This is a genomic window from Pseudomonas sp. NFPP12, from assembly GCF_900103205.1.
Lineage (GTDB): Bacteria > Pseudomonadota > Gammaproteobacteria > Pseudomonadales > Pseudomonadaceae > Aquipseudomonas > Aquipseudomonas protegens.
Genome location: NZ_FMWW01000003.1, coordinates 423,324 through 440,990, shown reverse-complemented (window position 1 = coordinate 440,990; position 17,667 = coordinate 423,324). Strand labels below are relative to the sequence as shown.

Genomic DNA, 17,667 nt, shown 5'->3' with positions numbered 1-17,667 from the left:
CATGACTACTCGTGAGACAGGCAACGTTAAGTGGTTCAACGACGCCAAGGGCTACGGTTTTATCCAGCGTGAAGGCGGGGCGGACGTATTTGTCCACTACCGGGCAATCCGTGGCGAAGGCCACCGCTCCCTGACCGAAGGCCAGCAGGTGGAATACGCTGTGGTCGAAGGCCAGAAAGGTCTGCAAGCCGAAGACGTCGTCGGCCTGTAACCCACCCTGTAGGAGCTGGCTTGCCAGCGAAGGCGCCCGTCTATCGAACGCAAGTCTTGAAGGCCTCTTCGCCGGCAAGCCGGCTCCTACGGGTATGCACTGTTCAGGCAGTGCGCCAGGTAATCTCTTCTTCACCGTCGGCGCTGATGCGAATCCAGCGATCGGCGGACTCTTCACCCTCTTCCTCGACCCAGCTGCCCGGTGCGCAGCGCACCTCCACATTCAGCGCGGCAAAGGCGGCGCGGGCGCAGGCGATGTCGTCATCCCACGGGGTCTGGTCGCTTTCCAGGTACAGGCTGTTCCACTTGCCCACGGCCTTGGGCAGCCAGGTCACGGGCACCTGGCCTGCGGTGCATTTGTAGGTCTGGCCTTTTTGTACCCAGTCGCTGCACGGGCCAAGCACGGCGCCCAGCCAGGCGGCGATGGCCTTGTAGTCGACGTCGGCGTCTTTCAGGTAAATCTCGATATCGGGCTGGCGCATGGATGTCCTCATTGCCGGTCTGAAAAATCCATTCGCGGATTTCTTCGGCCGCGAGCACAGGCTCGGGGCCTTGGGTTTTAGTGGGTTATTGCAGCACGAAGTAATCGTAGCGCATCGATACGCTGACCTCGAAAGGCTCGGCCTGCTCGATCACCGCGGCACGGCGCTCGGCGCTGGCGCGCCAGCCATGTGGCGTCATGGCCAGCAGGTTGGCGCGGTCTTGCGGGCGTTCCAGGTGCAGCTTGAACTCCAGGGTTTCGCTGTGGGCCAGGGCCATGCCTTCGGGTACCAGGGCCAGGTGCTTGTCGTCGGTGTATTCGCGCACTTCGTCGTACAGGCGTTCGCGCAGTTCCATCAGGTGGCCGCTGGTGGGACCTACCTTCATCAGGCCGCCGCCGGGGCTGAGCAGGCGCTTGGCCTCCCGCCAGTCGAGGGGGCTGAAGACGCTGGCCAGGAACTGGCAGCTAGCGTCCGCCAGGGGGATGCGCGCCATGCTGGCGACCATCCAGGTCAGTTGCGGGGCACGACGGCAGGCGCGCTTCACCGCCTCCCGGGAAATATCCAGGGCGTAGCCATCGGCAGCGGGCAGGGCCTGGGCCAGTTGCGCGGTGTAGTAACCCTCGCCACAGCCGATGTCGACCCAGCGCTGGGGCGCGCGTTCTGCCGCCAGCTCCGCCAGGCGCCGGGCCACCGGGGCGTAGTGCCCGGCGTTGAGAAAGTCGCGGCGGGCCTCGACCATGGCCTGGTTGTCGCCCGGGTCACGGCTGTTCTTGTGCTGCACCGGCAGCAGGTTCAGGTAGCCCTGGCGTGCCCGGTCGAAACGATGCCCGGCCGGGCAGACCACGCCGTTGTCCACGGCGTTCAGCGGGGCACTGCAGAGAGGACAGGCAAGCATCAGGCTAGCAACTTGATCAGGGTCTGGTAGTAGATTTCGGTCAGCACATCGAGGTCGCTGGCCAGTACCCGCTCGTTGACCTGATGGATGGTGGCGTTGACCGGGCCCAGCTCCACTACCTGGGTGCCCAGGGTGGCGATGAAGCGCCCGTCGGAGGTGCCGCCACTGGTGGAGGCCTTGGTGTCGCGCCCGGTGACCTGCTTGATGCTGGCCGATACCGCGTCCAGCAGGGCGCCGGGTTCGGTGAGGAACGGCAGGCCGGACAGGGCCCACTCCACATGCCAGTCCAGGCCGTGCTTGTCGAGGATGGCCGCGACCCGCTGCTGCAGGCCTTCCACCGTGGATTCGGTGGAGAAGCGGAAGTTGAACAGCGCGGTCAGTTCACCGGGAATCACGTTGGTGGCGCCGGTCCCGGAATTGAGGTTGGAGATCTGGAAACTGGTGGGTGGGAAGAAGGCGTTGCCGTCGTCCCAGTGCTCCGCCGCCAGCTCCGCCAGGGCCGCGGCCGCCAGGTGGATCGGGTTCTTCGCCAGGTGCGGATAGGCCACGTGGCCCTGCACCCCGCGCACGGTGAGCTTGGCGCCGAGGGAGCCGCGGCGGCCGTTCTTGACCACGTCGCCCACCAGGCTGGTGCTCGAAGGCTCACCGACGATGCACCAGTCCAGGCGCTCCTTGCGTGCCGCCAGGCGCTCCACCACGGCCTTGGTGCCATGGTGCGCTGGGCCTTCTTCGTCGCTGGTGATGAGGAAGGCTACCGAGCCCTTGTGGTCCGGGTAGTCGGTGACGAAACGCTCAGCGGCCACCAGCATGGCCGCCAGGCTGCCCTTCATGTCCGCTGCGCCACGGCCGCAGAGCATGCCGTGCTCGTCGATCAGAGCGTCGAACGGGTCGTTCTGCCAGGCCTGGACCGGGCCGGTAGGCACCACGTCGGTGTGGCCGGCAAAACACAGCACCGGGCCTTCATGCTGGCCATGGCTGGCCCAGAAGTTGTCCACGTCCTCGATGCGCATCGGTTCCAGCTTGAAGCCGGCATCCCCCAGGCGCTGCATCATCAGCTTCTGGCAGTCGGCGTCGATCGGCGTCACCGAGGGGCGACGGATCAGATCACAGGCAAGTTGCAGGGTCGGCGAAAGCTCGGCATGGGCCGTCATGGGTAACTCCGGTGCAAGGCATTGTGCAGGAGCCGGCGGGGCGGCGAGGGCGGTTTAATCGATACACCGCGTTGCTTGGTTCGCTGGCAAGCCAGCTCCTGCAGGGTTGGGCGAGGCGCGCAAAATGGCGGATATCTTAAAGCAAAACGGCGGCCAGAGGCCGCCGTTTAGTGCTTTGGATCGATTTAGGCTGTTGGAGCCGGCTGGCTTTCTTCCGCCGGTTTTGGCAGCGACGAAAGGAAGGCCATGACCAGCGCTGCCACGTAAGGCAAAGACTGCACCAGGAGCATGGTCACCCAGAAGCGCATGTCGTTGCTCGGCAGGCCCTGCACCAGGAAGATCCCCAGCGCCGCGCCCCACAACAGCAGCATGATGAACAGCTCTTCCCGGGCTTCCGAGATCGCCACCCAGAAGCCGTGATTGTCGGCGTTCTTCGGGGTGCGGAAGAACGGAATGCTGCTGGTGAAGAAGCCGTACAGCACCGCCTTGGCGATGGTGTGGGACAAGGCCAGGCCCGCCAGGGCCGCGCAGAACGCGTCCTTGAGGTTGACCCCCACCGCACGGCGGTAGAGGAAGATGATCTTGCCCACCTTGAACACGAACAGCGCCAACGGCGGGATGGCGAAGATCAGCAGCGGCGGGTCGACCCGTTGCGGCACGATGATCATCGCCGCCGACCACAGCAGGGCGCCGACGGTGAAGAAGATGTTCATGCCGTCCGCTACCCACGGCAGCCAGCCCGCGAGGAAGTGGTAGCGCTGGCCACGGGTCAGCTCGGTGTTCTTGCCGCGCAGCAGGCTGGCGGTGTGGCGCTTGATGATCTGGATCGCGCCATAGGCCCAGCGGAAACGCTGCTTCTTGAAGTCGATGAAGGTGTCGGGCATCAGGCCCTTGCCGTAGCTTTCGTGGTGGTACGCCGCCGACAGGCCTTTCTCGAACACCCGCAGGCCCAGCTCGGCGTCTTCGCAGATGCACCAGTCTGCCCAGCCCAGCTCTTCGAGCACTGTGCGCCGGGTCATGGTCATGGTGCCGTGCTGGATGATCGCGTCACGGTCGTTGCGGGTGACCATGCCGATATGGAAGAAGCCTTTGTATTCCGCGTAGCAGAGCTTCTTGAAGGTGCTTTCGTTCTGGTCGCGATAGTCCTGGGGCGACTGCACGATGGCGATCTTCGGATCGGCGAAGTGCGGCACCATGTGCTTGAGCCAGTTGCGGTCGACGCAGTAGTCGGAGTCGATCACCGCGATCACTTCGGCATCCTTGGCGGTGTGCGGCAACAGATAGTTCAGCGCACCGCCCTTGAAGCCGGCCAGGGGCGCGACGTGGAAGAACTTGAAGCGCGGGCCGAGGGTCTCGCAATAGGCCTGCACCGGTTCCCAGACCGCCGGGTCCTTGGTGTTGTTGTCGATGATCAGGACTTCGAAGTCCGGGTAATCGAGGTTGGCCAGGGCATTGAGGGTCTGTTTGACCATCTCCGGCGGCTCGTTGTAGCAGGGCACGTGGATCGAGACTTTCGGCCGGTAGTTGGAGTCGCCCTCCACCGGCAGGAATTCGCGCCGGCGCTTGTGGATCCACACGGCTTCGGCCAGTTCATGGGCCTCGGTCAGCAGCACGATGAACACCCCCAGCGCGCCGAGGGCCAGGAGGAAGCCCACCGTCAGGCTGAACCAGGTGCTGTATTGCTGGCTGTAGTCGTAGCCGATCCACACCAGCACCGAACCGCAGAGGAACGCGATAAAGGTCAGGAAGGTCCGGCCGCGCTGGCGCAGGGCCGAGCCGTCGATCATCAGCAGGGTCAGCGACAGCAGCGCCAGCACCACCGAGCCGATGGCCAGCACGCGCCATTGCGGGATGGCCACCACCGGGCCTTCGAAGTTGAATTTCTGCTGGCGCGCGGCGTTGAACACGCCCCAGTAGGCGCCCACCGAACCTTCGTCGCTGGCCTTCCACGGCTGGTCGAAGGCTTCGATGACAAAGTAGTTGTAGCCCTGGCGGTTGAGCTTGTTGACCAGGGTACGCAGGTAGATCGCCTGGTCCGCCGGGCTGGCGTCGGCGCCACCGCGCATGCGGCCGTTGCTCGGCCAGCCGACCTCGGACAGCAGCAGCGGTTTTTTCGGGAACATCTTCTTCAGGTCCCGGGCGCGGTCGAGGACGAACTGCTCGGCCTTGTCCACCGGGATGAACTCCCAGTAGGGCAGGATGTGCGCGGCGATCAGGTCGACGTGCTTGGCCAGCCCCGGGTTTTCCTCCCAGACGTGCCATTGCTCCGAGGTGGTGACCGGAACTTTTACCGCGGCCCGCACCCGGTCGAGAATCACCGACAGTTGGTCGGCGGTGATTTCCTTGCGGAAGATCGCCTCGTTACCCACCACCACCCGCACGACGCTGCGGGAGGTATTGGCCAGTTCGATGGCGCGCATGATTTCCCGCTCGTTGCGCTCCAGGTCCGGGCTGATCCAGATCCCCAGGGTCACGCGCAGGCCGAACTCTTCCGCGAGCCTCGGGATGTCTTCCAGGCTGCCGTCCACCGAATAGGTACGGATGTTGTCGGTCAGCTTGCTCATGATCTCCAGGTCGCGACGCATTTCATCGTCGGACGGGTACTGGTCTTTCTGCGGGAACTGGCCCTGCTGGAAAGGCGAGTAGGAAAAACCGGAGATCTGTTCCGGCCAGTCGGGGGCCGAGACCGGGCGATTGATCAGCGCCCAGAAACCGGTGAACAGCGCGGCAATGGCCAGCACTATCACCAGGTTGAGTCCAAATTTACGCGATGACATAGCTATTTCGGGTTCCAAAAGGTGTGGAACGAGGGAAGGGTTGGCAGGCGCCAAACGGCGGGCATCCTACACCGGCCCTCAACTGAGCGTACAGCGCACAGAGGAAAGCCAGACCTTGGGCACTGTATTCGGGTTTAAGTTCTTTACTTGTAGCTTCAAGGTTAAAACTTGTCGCGTTGAGGCCCTATAATGCGCGCCGGTTTTTTAGGTGATGGTCATGAGTACAGAAGATCCACGGTTTGCCGGCGTCGCCCGTTTGTATGGCATTGAAGGCCTGGAGCGGCTGCGGGCGGCCCATGTGGCGATCGTCGGAGTCGGCGGGGTCGGTTCCTGGGCGGCGGAAGCCATCGCCCGTTGCGGGGTGGGCGAGATCTCGCTGTTCGACCTCGATGACGTTTGCGTCAGCAACAGCAACCGCCAGTTGCACGCGCTGGACAGCACTGTGGGCAAGCCCAAGGTCGAGGTCATGGCCGAACGCCTGCGGGGCATCAATCCGGACTGCAAGGTGCACGCGGTGGCGGACTTCGTCACCCGCGAGACCATGGCCGAGTACATCACCCCAGACATCGATTGCGTGATCGACTGCATCGACAGCGTCAATGCCAAGGCGGCGCTGATTGCCTGGTGCAAGCGACGCAAGATCCAGATCATCACCACCGGCGGCGCGGGGGGGCAGATCGACCCGACGCTGATCCAGGTCTGCGACCTGAACCGTACCTTCAATGACCCGTTGGCCTCCAAGGTGCGTTCCACCCTGCGCCGCGACTACGGTTTCTCGCGCACCGTAACCCGGCACTACAGCGTGCCTTGCGTGTTTTCCACCGAACAGCTGCGTTATCCGAAGCCGGACGGCAGCATCTGCCTGCAGAAGAGTTTTGTCGGCGATGGCGTCAAGCTCGACTGTGCCGGCGGCTTTGGCGCGGTGATGATGGTGACCGCGACCTTCGGCATGGTGGCGGCGACCAAGGCGGTGGACAAGATTGTCGCCGGCGTGCGCCGCCCGTCGGAGCGCAGCAAGCCCGCCGCCCCGTAGGAGCTGGCTTGCCAGCGAAGAGGGCCGCGAGGAGGGTGCAAGGCTTATGGCCCTGTTCGCCAGTAAGCTGGCTCCTACGGAGTTACGGGGCGCAGGCCAGTTCGCTCATGCGTTGCAAGACGGCGTTCAGGCCATTGCTGCGCGAAGGCGAGAGTTGGCGCGACAGGCCCAACTGGTTGAACCAGTCGGCCAGGTCCACTTCCCGCAACTGCTGTGCCGTCAGGCCATTGACCCGCGCCAGGAGCAGGGCCACCAGCCCGCGAATCAGCCGCGCGTCGCTGGCCGCGGCAAACTGCCAATGACCGTTTTCCAGGGCCGCCACCAGCCAGACCTGGCTTTCACAGCCGTGTACCCGGTTGGCCTCGACCTGGTCGGCCTCGCTCAGGGGCGGCAGGCGCTCGCCCCATTGCATCAGCAGGCGCGCCCGCTGTTCCCAGCCGGCAGCCGCCTGGAATATCTCCAGGGCGGCGACGGCATCCGCCGGCAGGCTCATCGCAGCAGCTCCAGGGCCTGATCCAGGGCTTCGAAGAAACGCTCCAGGTCCTCGGAATCGTTGTACAGCGCCAATGACACGCGAATCGCTCCGGCCAACCCCAGGCTCTTCATCAGCGGCATGGCGCAGTGATGCCCGGCGCGTACGGCAATGCCTTGTTCGGTCAGCAGGTGCGCCAGGTCGGCGTTGTGCACCCCATCCACGACAAAACTGACCAGGGCCACTTGCGGCGAGCCCAGCAGGCGGATGCCATTGCGCGCCTGCAAGCCGTGCAGCAGGTAGGCGTGCAGCGCTGCTTCATGGTCGGCCAGTGCTTGCTGATCCAGGCCGGCGAGATAATCCAGGGTGGCACCCAGGCCGATGACCCCGGCAATCGGCGGCGTACCGGCCTCGAACCCCAGGGGGGCGGGGCGGAAGCTGGCGTGCTGGTAATCGGCGTCCTGGACCATTTCACCGCCGAACTGCCAGTGGCGCAGGCCCTTGAGTGCTGCATGACGGCCAAACAGCACGCCGACCCCATCCGGGCCGTACAGCTTATGGCTGGAGAACACATAGAAGTCGCAGCCCAGGGCCTGCACATCGTGGCGGCCATGAACCACGCCCTGGGCGCCGTCGATCACCGTCAGTGCGCCCTGGGCCCTGGCCATGGCCAGCAGTGGGGTCAAGGGTTGCCAGGCGCCAAGCACGTTGGACAGCTGGCTCACCGCCAGCAAACGGGTGCGCGGGCCGATCAAGCGGCTTGCCGCGTCGACGTCGATCAGACCGTCCGGGTCCAGGGGCAGGACCAGCAGCTTGAGACCGCGACGTTGGGCCAGTTGCTGCCAGGGCAGCAGGTTGGCGTGGTGCTCCAGGGCGCTGATGACGATTTCATCGCCCGGGGAAAATTGGTGCTCCAGGCCGTAGGCCAGAAGATTCAGCGCGGAGGTCGCGCCGTGGGTGAAGACGATCTGCCCACTGTCACCGGCATTCAGCCATTGGCCGACCTTGCTGCGGCTGTCTTCGAACGCTTGGGTGGCGTGGGCGCCGGGCAGGTGTTGCGCACGATGAACGTTGGCGGCGCCGTTGGCATAGTAGTGCGCCAGGGCGTCCAGCATTGCTTGGGGTTTTTGCGTGGTGGCGGCGTTGTCCAGGTACGTCTGGTCCTGGCGATGCAGGGCGGCGATGGCCGGGAAGTCGGCGCGCCAGGGGGAGGCTACAAGCATGGTGGCAGAACTCGTTTGAACAGGCCGGGCGCCGATGATAAGCGCCTGGCCGGTTCCAGTGAAACCGAATCGCTGCTTAGTTGTGAGCGTGCAGCGCTTCGTTCAGCTCGATGGCCGACTTGTGGGTCTTGCACTCCACGGCGCCGGTCTCCGAGTTGCGACGGAACAGCAGGTCCGGCTGGCCGGCCAGTTCCCGGGCCTTGAGCACTTTGACCAGTTGGTTGTTCTCGTCCAGCAGCGCCACCTTGGTGCCGGCGGTCACGTACAGGCCCGACTCCACGGTATTGCGGTCGCCCAGCGGGATGCCGATACCGGCGTTGGCGCCGATCAGGCAGCCTTCGCCGACCTTGATCACGATGTTGCCGCCACCCGACAGGGTGCCCATGGTGGAGCAGCCGCCGCCCAGGTCCGACCCCTTGCCGACGAACACGCCTGCGGAAACCCGGCCTTCGATCATGCCCGGGCCTTCGGTGCCGGCGTTGAAGTTGACGAAACCTTCGTGCATCACGGTGGTGCCTTCGCCGATGTAGGCGCCCAGGCGGATCCGCGCACTGTCAGCGATACGCACGCCGCTCGGCACCACGTAGTCGGTCATTTTCGGGAATTTGTCCACTGAGAACACTTCCAGCAGCTCGCCGCGCAGGCGGGCTTCCAGTTGACGCTCGGCCAGCTCGCCGAGGTCGATGGCGCCCTGGCTGGTCCAGGCCACGTTCGGCAGCAGCGGGAACACGCCGGCCAGGCTCAGGCCGTGCGGCTTGACCAGGCGGTGGGACAGCAGGTGCAGCTTCAGGTAGGCCTCTGGAGTGGAGGTCAGCTGGGCATCTTCGGCCAGCAGGGTCGCTACTAGCGGTTTGTGGCTTTCGGCCAGGCGGGTCAGCAGGGCGGCCTGGGTGGCGTCGATGCTTTTCAGTGCGTCGGCCATTTGCGCGGCCTGGGCGGTGGTGAAGGTGATGGCCTGGTTGCCTTCGCTGTAGCCGAGAATCGGCGCTACGGCAGCGACGATTTCAGCCGCAGGCTGGAGCAGGGGCGATGCGTAAAACACTTCCAGCCAAGCGCCTTGACGGTTCTGGGTGCCGACACCGAATGCCAGGCTGAACAGGGTAGTGGACATGCAGTTACCTCTTGCGAAATTGATTGAGCAGGCTTACTTGAGCGCCGCTGCGTAAAGGTCTGGCTTGAAGCCAATCAGGGTCTTGTCTCCGAGATCGAGCACCGGGCGCTTGATCATCGAAGGTTGCGCGAGCATCAGTTCAACGGCTTTCGCCTGGTCGAGATCGGCTTTGCTTTCGTCATCGAGTTTGCGAAAGGTCGTGCCCGCGCGGTTCAACACCACCTGCCAGCCGTGCTCGTCGCACCACTGATTCAGGTGCTCACGGTCAATGCCGGAGGTTTTGTAATCATGGAAGTCATAGCTGACAGCGTGTTCATCGAGCCAGGTGCGCGCCTTTTTCATGGTGTCACAGGCTTTGATGCCGAAAAGGTGCAACGTTTTGCTTGAAGCGGTCAAGGAATTGCCCCCTTTGGAGATGCTGGAGATGAAAGGTCACGGATTATGCCACGACCGCGCCGATTCGGCGTCGGCTGCTGCGGGGCTTTGTCGCATTGTGTTTCCACGCCCGGGCGCCGTTGCGACTTTTGTGCAGCGGCGTAAACGCAGCTTAAGCGGCTAATATGGCACTTCTGCGGTGAATTCCTGCCGCCGTTGTGTGTCTGCTTTGAAGTTTCAGATCGGGAAGCCCGCTTTATGCAAACCGCCTATACCGTCCTCATCCTGCTGATGCTGGTGAGCCTCTCGCGTCTTGTCGGACGGGTGATTCCACTGCCGCTGCCCCTGGTGCAGATTGCCGCCGGCGCCTTGCTGGCCTGGCCGACCCTGGGGTTGCACGTGGCCCTGGACCCGGAGCTGTTTCTCTTCCTGTTCTTGCCGCCGCTGTTGTTTTCCGATGGCTGGCGCATGCCCAAGCGCGAGTTCTGGCGCCTGCGCGGGCCGATCCTGACCCTGGCAGTAGGGCTGGTGCTGTTCACCGTGGTGGGCGCCGGCTACTTCATCCATTGGCTGCTGCCGAGCATTCCGTTGCCGGTGGCCTTTGCCCTGGCCGCCGTGCTTTCGCCCACCGACGCCGTGGCGGTATCGGCGATTTCCCAGAACCGCTTGCCCACGCCCCTGATGCACATGCTCCAGGGGGAGGCGCTGATGAATGACGCCTCGGGCCTGGTGACCTTCAAGTTCGCCCTGGCAGCGGCGGTGACCGGGGTGTTCTCCCTGGCCAACGCCAGCCTGACCTTCGTCCTGGTGGCGGTGGGCGGCCTGGCGGTCGGGGTGGCACTGAGCTGGCTGGTGGGGCGCCTGCGGGCCTGGATGATCGCCCGAGGCTGGGATGACCCGGCGACCCACGTGGTGTTCATGCTGCTTTTGCCGTTCGCCGCCTATGTGCTGGCCGAGCGCCTGGGGGCCTCGGGCATTCTCTCGGCGGTGGCGGCGGGGATGATGCAGAGCTGGCTCGACCTGCTGCCGCGCCAGACCAGCACCCGGCTGCTCAATCGCAGCGTCTGGTCACTGCTGGAGTTCGCCTTCAACGGCCTGATCTTCCTGCTCCTGGGGTTGCAGCTGCCGGACATCATCAAGGCCGTGGTCAGTCACGAGACCTCGCTGTGGCCGACCCTGTTCTACCGTTGCCTGGATGTGGTGGCGATTTTCCTGGTGCTGCTGGTGTTGCGTTTCATCTGGGTGCAGAGCATCTGGCGCCTGTCCGGCCTGCTGCGGCGCTGGCGCGGCAAGGGCGAATTGACCCTGGTGCCGACCGCCCGTTCCTGCTGGTTGCTGACCGTGGGTGGAGTGCGCGGGGCGGTAACCCTGGCCGGTGTGATGTCGGTACCGTTGTTTCTCGGTGCCGGCGAAGCCTTTCCGGAGCGCGACCTGCTGATCTTCATTGCTGCCGGGGTGATCCTGCTGTCCCTGGTGGCGGCCTGCATTGCCCTGCCGCTGCTGCTGCGCGGCATTGTGAAGAGCCCTGACGACAAGCGCCGTGGGGAAGTGCGGGATGCCTGGCGCAAGACTGCCGAAGCGGCGATCCATGCCCTGGAAGCCGAAGAAGTGGCTGACACCGGTGAGACCCCGGATGCCGCCCAGGCGGCCCTGGCCACCGAGCTCAAGGGGCGCTTGATGGCCGAGTACCGGCATCAGTTGGAGGTCTACAACGATTCCGCCGAGGCCCAGGCCCTGGCGTTCCAGATGGACTTGCTGGAGCGGCGCCTGCGGATCAAGGCCCTGCGAGCGCAACGGCTGGAGCTGTATCGGCTGAGCCGCCAGCATCAGATTGGCGACGATGTGCTACGCGAAGTACTGGCCGACCTGGATATGAGCGAGGCCAATCTGGGGCAGGTGAAGTGAGGCGTTCGCCGGCAGTCGGCTCCTGCTGTGGGAGCCGGCTTGCCGGCGAAAGGCCTCAAGCGCGACGCAGCACGAAATCGCGAATCCGTTCCGCGGCTTCCACGCATTCCGCCAGCGGCGCTACCAGCGCCATGCGTACCCGGCCGGCGCCCGGGTTGGTGCCGTCCACATCCCGCGACAGGTAGGAGCCCGGAACCACGGTCACATGCTCCTGTTCGAACAGGTCGCGGCAGAAGGCTGCGTCATCCCCGGCCACGTTCGGCCACAGGTAGAAGCTGCCGTCCGGGCGCTGCACATCCATCACGGGCGCAAGGATCGCCAGCACCGCGTCGAATTTCTCCCGGTACAAGGCGCGGTTGGCGCGCACGTGCACTTCGTCGTTCCAGGCGGCGACGCTGGCCAGTTGGGTCTGCACCGGCATGGCGCAGCCGTGGTAGGTGCGGTACAGCAGGAAGCCCTTGAGAATCTCGGCATCACCGGCGACGAAGCCCGAGCGCAGGCCCGGCAGGTTGGAGCGCTTGGACAGGCTGTGGAACACCACGCAGTGCTTGAAGTCCTTGCGGCCCAGTTCGACGCAGGCGCTGAGCAGGCCCGGCGGCGGTGTCTGTTCGTCGAAGTACAGCTCGCTGTAGCACTCGTCGGCGGCGATCACGAAGTCGTGCTCGTCGGCCAGTGCGATCAGCTTCTTCAGGGTGTCCAGCGGGATCAGCGCGCCGGTGGGGTTGCCCGGCGAGCACAGGAAGAGGATCTGGCAGCGCTGCCAGATCTCCACCGGCACGGCGTCGAAGTCCGGGTTGAAGCCGTTTTCGTCGAGGCACGGCAGGTAGTGCGGCTTGGCCCCGGCGAGGAAGGCTGCGCCTTCGTAGATCTGATAGAAGGGGTTGGGGCTGACTACCAGGGCGTCTTCGCCGCGGTTGACCACGGTCTGGGTGAAGGCGAACAGCGCTTCGCGGGTGCCGTTGACCGGCAGTACATTGCGCGCCGGGTCGAGCCAGAGCGCGGGCACGCCAAAGCGCCGTTCGCACCAGCCGGCGATGGCGTCGCGCAGGGCCGGGATGCCAAGGGTGGTGGGGTAGACCGCCATCTGATCGAGGTTGCTGGCCAGGGCTTCGGCGACAAAGCTTGGCGAGCGGTGCTTGGGTTCGCCGATGGACAGGGCGATGGCGCGCTTGTCCGGGTTGGGCGTCACGGTGCCGAGCAAGGCGCGCAGCTTTTCGAACGGGTAGGGCTGCAACTGGTTCAGAGCGTTGTTCATGGAGGCGGTATCTCACTCAAAGCGGTGGTTCGGACCCGTCAGATGCTCAGGCGGGTCATTTCGATAGTCGGTTCGTGGCTGACGCTCAACTGCTCGACGATCGCATCCTGCAAGCGGCTGCACAGCTGGGGGTCGGACAGGGGCTGGTTGTGCGCATCGGTGATGAAGAACACGTCTTCCACGCGCTCGCCCAGGGTGGCGATCTTGGCGTTCTGCAGCGACAGGTCGAACTCCAGGAAGATCTTGCCGATCCGCGCCAGCAAACCCGGGCGATCCGGGGCGCTGAGTTCCAGCACGGTCACCGGGCGTTGGGCGTCGTTGTGGATAGTCACCTCGGGGGCGAAGGCAAAATGCTTGAGCTGGCGCGGCACCCGGCGCTGGATGATGGTCGGGTAGTCGTCGGGGTTGCGCAGGGCGTCGGTCAGGCCCTTGCGGATCTGCTCGACTCGCTGCGGGTTGTTGCCGATGGATTCGCCGTCATTGTCCAGGACTATGTAAGTGTCGAGGGTGAACTGGCTGCTGGAGGTGATGATGCGCGCGTCATGGATGTTCAGGTTGAGCTGGTCCATGGCGGCCACGGTCACCGCGAAGAAGTCGTGCTGGTCCGGGGCGTAGATGAAGATCTGGGTGCCGCCCTCGAACTCGCGCTGGGTGATTTCCTTGATCAGCACCAGCGGCCCGCCGTCGGCCGGCTGCTGGAGGATCGCGTCGCTGTGCCAGGCCACGTCGCCGGCGGTGTGGCGCAGGAAGTAGTCGTCCCCCAGTTGCGACCAGAGTTGTTCCACTTCGTCCGGGTCGGTGCCGTTGCGCACCAGAATGTCCAGGGCGGCGCTCTGGGTCTGGCGGATCTGCTCTTCGCGGTCCACCGGGTTTTCCAGGCCGCGGCGCAGGGCTCGCTTGGTCTCGGTGTAGAGCTGGCGCAACAGGCTGGCGCGCCAGGAGTTCCACAGCGTCGGGTTGGTGGCGTAGATATCGGCGACGGTCAGTACGTAGAGGTAGTCGAGGCGGGTCTGGTCGACCACGATCTGTGCGAAATCGTGAATCACCTGCGGGTCGGACAAGTCCTTGCGCTGAGCCGTGGTGGACATCACCAGGTGGTTCTGCACCAGCCAGACGATCAGCCGGGTATCCCACTGCGGCAACTGATGGCGCACGCAGAAGGCTTCGGCATCCACGGCGCCGATTTCCGAGTGGTCGCCATGACGGCCCTTGCCGATGTCGTGGTACAGACCGGCCAGGTAGATCAGCTCGGGCTTGGGCAGCTTGCCCATGAGCTTGCTGGCCAGCGGGAATTTCTCGGAGATCGGCGTGTACTGCATTTTGCGCAGGTGCTTGATCAGGTTCAGCGTGTGGGCGTCCACGGTATAGATGTGGAACAGGTCGTGCTGCATCTGCCCGACGATGAAGCCGAACTCCGGCAGGTAGCGTCCGAGAATGCCGTAGCGGTTCATCCGTCGCAGGTTGCGGTGGATGCCGATTTCGCACTTGAACAGCTCGATGAACAGGCTGGTGTTGCGGATATCGTGGCGGAAGTCGTCATCGATCAGGTGCCGGTGTTCGCGCAGCAGGCGGATGGTGTCGGCGCGCACGCCCTTGATTTCCGGGTGCTGGGCCATCAGCACGAAGATCTCCAGCATGGCGAACGGCGTGCGCTTGAACACGTTGTCGTTGATCGCCTCGATGTAGCCGTCGTGCAGTTGGAAGCGCGCATTGATCGGCTGTGGCGGTGCCTCGTCCTCGGGGGCGAGGATCACCTCCTCGAAGTGCTGGATGATCAGGTCGCTCAACTGGGCGATGCTCATCACCACCCGGTAGTACTGCTGCATGAAGCTTTCGATGCTCTGTTTCGCATCTTCGCCCTCGAAGCCCAGCAGGGTGGCGATGGAACGCTGGTGGTCGAGCAGCAGGCGGTCCTCGGCGCGCCCCGCGAGCATGTGCAGCGCGTAGCGGACCTTCCACAGGAACTCCTGGGACGAGGCCAGGAGCGCGTTTTCGCTTTCCACCAGGAAGCCTTCGCCGGCCAGGGCCCGCAGGTTCAGGGTGCCGTACTGGCGGCGCGCGACCCAGAGGATGGTCTGGATGTCCCGCAACCCACCCGGCGAGCCTTTGACGTTGGGCTCCAGGTTGTATTCGGTGTCGTTGTACTTGTGATGGCGGGCCTTCTGCTCGGCCCGCTTGGCCAGGAAGAAATCCTTGCTCGGCCACATGTGCTCGGTGCTGGTCACTTGCAGCATGCGCTGGCGCAGGTGCTCGGGGCCGGCAATGGTGCGGCTTTCCATCAGGTTGGTGATCACCGTCAGGTCGGCCCGCGCCTGTTCGGCGCATTCGTCCACCGAGCGCACGCTTTGCCCGACTTCCAGGCCAATGTCCCAGAGCAGGGTAAGAAAGCGTTCGATGGAGTCGCGGAAAATTTCGTGGTCGGCGCTGTCCAGGAGGATCAGCAGGTCGATGTCGGAATAGGGGTGCAGCTCGCCGCGACCGTAGCCGCCGACCGCCACCAGGGCGATGTCGGCGTCTTCGCTCCAGCTGAACTGGTCCCAGGCCTTTTGCAGGATGTTATCGATGAACCAGGCGCGGTCTTCGATCAGCCGGCGGATCTCCCGCCCACTGCGAAAGCGCGTATCGAGCACTTCCCGTGCCTGGCGGATGGCCTTCTTGAAGGCGGCGATAGGGCTGGCCTTCAGGGCCAGTTCCGCCTGGAACTGGCCGCGGTCGAAGAGTTCGGGGTCCACCTGCGGCATCGATTGGCTTTCCTTTCTATCTATAAGGTCGGGACGCAGCGTTGTGGATCAGGCAGATACCCGGGCGATGGTGTCATCGCTGCGCAGGGTGAAGATCTCGTAGCCGGTCTCGGTCACCAGCAGGGTGTGTTCCCACTGCGCGGAGAGCTTGCGGTCCTTGGTGATGGCGGTCCAGCCGTCGCCCAGGACCTTGGTGTCGGCCTTGCCCTGGTTGATCATCGGCTCGATGGTGAAGGTCATGCCGGCCTTGAGTTCCATGCCGGTACCGGCACGGCCGTAGTGCAGGATCTGCGGCTCTTCGTGGAACACCTTGCCGATGCCGTGGCCGCAGAACTCGCGAACCACCGAGAAACCGTTCTTTTCCGCGTGCTTCTGGATCACTTCGCCGATGTCGCCCAGGCGGCAGCCCGGTTTCACCAGTTCAATGGCCTTGTACATGCATTCCTGGGTGATCTGCGACAGGCGCTCGGCCCAGACCGGCACGGTGCCGACGTGGAACATGCGGCTGGTGTCGCCGTGGTAGCCGTCCTTGATGACGGTCACATCGATGTTCAGGGTGTCGCCATCCTTCAGCGGCTTCTCGTTGGGAATGCCGTGGCACACCACGTGGTTGATCGAGGTGCAGATGGATTTGGGGAAGCCCTTGTAGTTCAGCGGGGCAGGGATCGCACCCTGCACATTGACGATGTAGTCATGGCAGATGCGGTCCAGTTCTTCGGTGGTGACACCGGGTTTGACATGCTCGGCAATCATTTCCAGCACGTCGGCGGCCAGTTTGCCGGCGACACGCATTTTGGCGATGTCCTCGGGAGTTTTGAGGGTGACGGTCATACAGGCTCTCTTGACGCCCAGGGGCGCGATAAACACGGAAATGGCTCGAAAACCCGCATGCGCAAGGCTTGGCCTACGATGGGCCAGCAAGGTTTTCAAAAGCCGCAAAGGTGCGATTCTAACAGAGGCTCAGCGCAAATCTGAGGTTCTGCTGGCGCTTCTCTCTATACAATGGTGCATTCTGGACCGATTCCAAGAGGCGGGCAAAATGCCTGCGGATCGCCGAGTGTGAATCCGGGTTCCGTTTTTGCCCTTGCTGTGGTATAAAATGCGCCGCTTTCCGGGGATGCCCCGAAAAGCTCAAACCCACACACGTGTCGACACGATGACCTGGGTGCCCTCAGCACAAGCTGTTGGTTGGTCATTGGGATACGTGGAGGCCTAACCCGACTTATTAAGGAACTATCATGTCCCAAGTCAACATGCGCGATATGCTGAAGGCCGGTGTGCACTTCGGTCACCAAACCCGTTACTGGAATCCGAAAATGGGCAAGTACATTTTCGGCGCGCGCAACAAGATCCACATCATCAACCTTGAAAAAACCCTGCCAATGTTCAACGAAGCTCTGACTTTCGTAGAGCGTCTGGCCCAGGGCAAAAACAAGATTCTGTTCGTCGGCACCAAGCGTTCCGCTGGCAAGATCGTTGCTGAAGAAGCAGCACGTTGCGGTTCGCCGTACGTCGATCACCGCTGGTTGGGCGGCATGCTGACCAACTACAAAACCATCCGTGCTTCCATCAAGCGTCTGCGTGACCTTGAAGTGCAAGCAGAAGACGGCACTTTCGCCAAGCTGACCAAGAAAGAGGCGCTGATGCGCACTCGCGATCTGGAAAAGCTGGATCGTTCCCTGGGTGGTATCAAGGACATGGGCGGCCTGCCTGACGCACTGTTCGTGATCGACGTTGACCACGAGCGCATCGCGATCACCGAAGCCAACAAGCTGGGCATCCCGGTCATCGGCGTTGTCGATACCAACAGCAGCCCGGAAGGCGTTGACTACATCATCCCAGGCAACGATGACGCCATTCGCGCCATCCAGCTGTACATGGGTTCGATGGCTGACGCTGTGATCCGTGGTCGCAACAACGTTGCTGGCGGCACCGAAGTGTTCGAAGAAGCTGCAGCACCGGCGGCTGAAGCCTGAGTAACTGACGCGTAGCGTTGACTCAGCACGCAAAAAGGGGGCTTGGCCCCCTTTTTGCCAA

At 63.7% G+C, this 17,667-nt stretch carries 15 protein-coding genes; 4 read left to right on the top strand and 11 right to left on the bottom strand.

Annotated features, from left to right (window positions below; genetic code table 11):
- Position 1: 1 nt before the first annotated feature.
- The gene (locus tag BLS75_RS14865; RefSeq protein ID WP_011059510.1) at positions 2-211 is read left to right on the top strand and encodes a cold-shock protein; all 210 of its coding nucleotides are present in this window, start codon (positions 2-4) and stop codon (positions 209-211) included.
- A gap of 103 nt (positions 212-314) precedes the next feature.
- Here BLS75_RS14865 and BLS75_RS14860 read toward each other — a convergent pair whose 3' ends face one another.
- The 4 genes from BLS75_RS14860 to BLS75_RS14845 form a co-directional block, all read right to left on the bottom strand.
- Positions 315-692, bottom strand: a complete 378-nt coding sequence (locus tag BLS75_RS14860; RefSeq protein WP_011059511.1) for a hypothetical protein — start codon at positions 690-692, stop codon at positions 315-317.
- Between the two features lie 85 nt (positions 693-777).
- Positions 778-1,587 carry a putative RNA methyltransferase gene (locus tag BLS75_RS14855; RefSeq protein ID WP_072451176.1) on the bottom strand — a complete coding sequence of 270 codons (810 nt, stop codon included), beginning with the start codon at positions 1,585-1,587 and terminating at the stop codon, positions 778-780.
- Positions 1,587-2,738 carry a succinyl-diaminopimelate desuccinylase gene (gene dapE, locus BLS75_RS14850; protein WP_065364553.1) on the bottom strand — a complete coding sequence of 384 codons (1,152 nt, stop codon included), beginning with the start codon at positions 2,736-2,738 and terminating at the stop codon, positions 1,587-1,589. The genes BLS75_RS14855 and dapE overlap by 1 nt, the downstream gene beginning before the upstream one ends.
- A 185-nt stretch (positions 2,739-2,923) precedes the next feature.
- Positions 2,924-5,515, bottom strand: coding sequence for a glycosyltransferase (locus BLS75_RS14845; RefSeq protein ID WP_072451175.1), 2,592 nt, complete (start codon positions 5,513-5,515; stop codon positions 2,924-2,926).
- Between the two features lie 217 nt (positions 5,516-5,732).
- Between BLS75_RS14845 and tcdA the strand changes: the two genes are divergently transcribed.
- Positions 5,733-6,548: a tRNA cyclic N6-threonylcarbamoyladenosine(37) synthase TcdA gene (gene tcdA, locus BLS75_RS14840; protein WP_011059515.1), complete on the top strand. Its 816-nt coding sequence runs from the start codon at positions 5,733-5,735 to the stop codon at positions 6,546-6,548.
- Between the two features lie 82 nt (positions 6,549-6,630).
- Here the strand turns inward: tcdA and BLS75_RS14835 are convergent, their stop codons facing one another.
- From BLS75_RS14835 to BLS75_RS14820, 4 genes are all read right to left on the bottom strand, one after another.
- Positions 6,631-7,041, bottom strand: a complete 411-nt coding sequence (locus BLS75_RS14835) for a SufE family protein (RefSeq protein WP_072451173.1) — start codon at positions 7,039-7,041, stop codon at positions 6,631-6,633.
- A complete protein-coding gene (locus BLS75_RS14830; protein ID WP_072451172.1) occupies positions 7,038-8,243 on the bottom strand; it encodes an aminotransferase class V-fold PLP-dependent enzyme in 1,206 nt (401 codons plus the stop codon). Before BLS75_RS14830 ends, BLS75_RS14835 begins: the two co-directional genes overlap by 4 nt.
- A 76-nt stretch (positions 8,244-8,319) precedes the next feature.
- On the bottom strand, positions 8,320-9,354 hold the full coding sequence (dapD, locus tag BLS75_RS14825) for a 2,3,4,5-tetrahydropyridine-2,6-dicarboxylate N-succinyltransferase (protein WP_011059518.1): 1,035 nt from the start codon (positions 9,352-9,354) through the stop codon (positions 8,320-8,322).
- A gap of 33 nt (positions 9,355-9,387) precedes the next feature.
- Positions 9,388-9,750, bottom strand: a complete 363-nt coding sequence (locus BLS75_RS14820; RefSeq protein WP_011059519.1) for an ArsC family reductase — start codon at positions 9,748-9,750, stop codon at positions 9,388-9,390.
- 237 nt (positions 9,751-9,987) lie between these two features.
- On the opposite strand from BLS75_RS14820, the gene BLS75_RS14815 reads away from it, so the two are divergent.
- The gene (locus BLS75_RS14815; protein ID WP_015634329.1) at positions 9,988-11,634 is read left to right on the top strand and encodes a Na+/H+ antiporter; all 1,647 of its coding nucleotides are present in this window, start codon (positions 9,988-9,990) and stop codon (positions 11,632-11,634) included.
- 55 nt (positions 11,635-11,689) lie between these two features.
- Here the strand turns inward: BLS75_RS14815 and dapC are convergent, their stop codons facing one another.
- Genes dapC through map form a run of 3 tightly spaced genes read right to left on the bottom strand, consistent with a single transcriptional unit; the run spans position 11,690 to position 16,461 of the window.
- Positions 11,690-12,889: a succinyldiaminopimelate transaminase gene (dapC, locus tag BLS75_RS14810; RefSeq protein WP_072451171.1), complete on the bottom strand. Its 1,200-nt coding sequence runs from the start codon at positions 12,887-12,889 to the stop codon at positions 11,690-11,692.
- A 38-nt stretch (positions 12,890-12,927) separates the two neighbouring features.
- Positions 12,928-15,630, bottom strand: a complete 2,703-nt coding sequence (locus tag BLS75_RS14805) for a [protein-PII] uridylyltransferase (protein ID WP_011059522.1) — start codon at positions 15,628-15,630, stop codon at positions 12,928-12,930.
- A 48-nt stretch (positions 15,631-15,678) separates the two neighbouring features.
- Positions 15,679-16,461: a type I methionyl aminopeptidase gene (map, locus tag BLS75_RS14800; RefSeq protein WP_011059523.1), complete on the bottom strand. Its 783-nt coding sequence runs from the start codon at positions 16,459-16,461 to the stop codon at positions 15,679-15,681.
- A 407-nt stretch (positions 16,462-16,868) separates the two neighbouring features.
- On the opposite strand from map, the gene rpsB reads away from it, so the two are divergent.
- The gene (gene rpsB / locus BLS75_RS14795) at positions 16,869-17,606 is read left to right on the top strand and encodes a 30S ribosomal protein S2 (RefSeq protein ID WP_011059524.1); all 738 of its coding nucleotides are present in this window, start codon (positions 16,869-16,871) and stop codon (positions 17,604-17,606) included.
- Positions 17,607-17,667 lie beyond the last annotated feature (61 nt).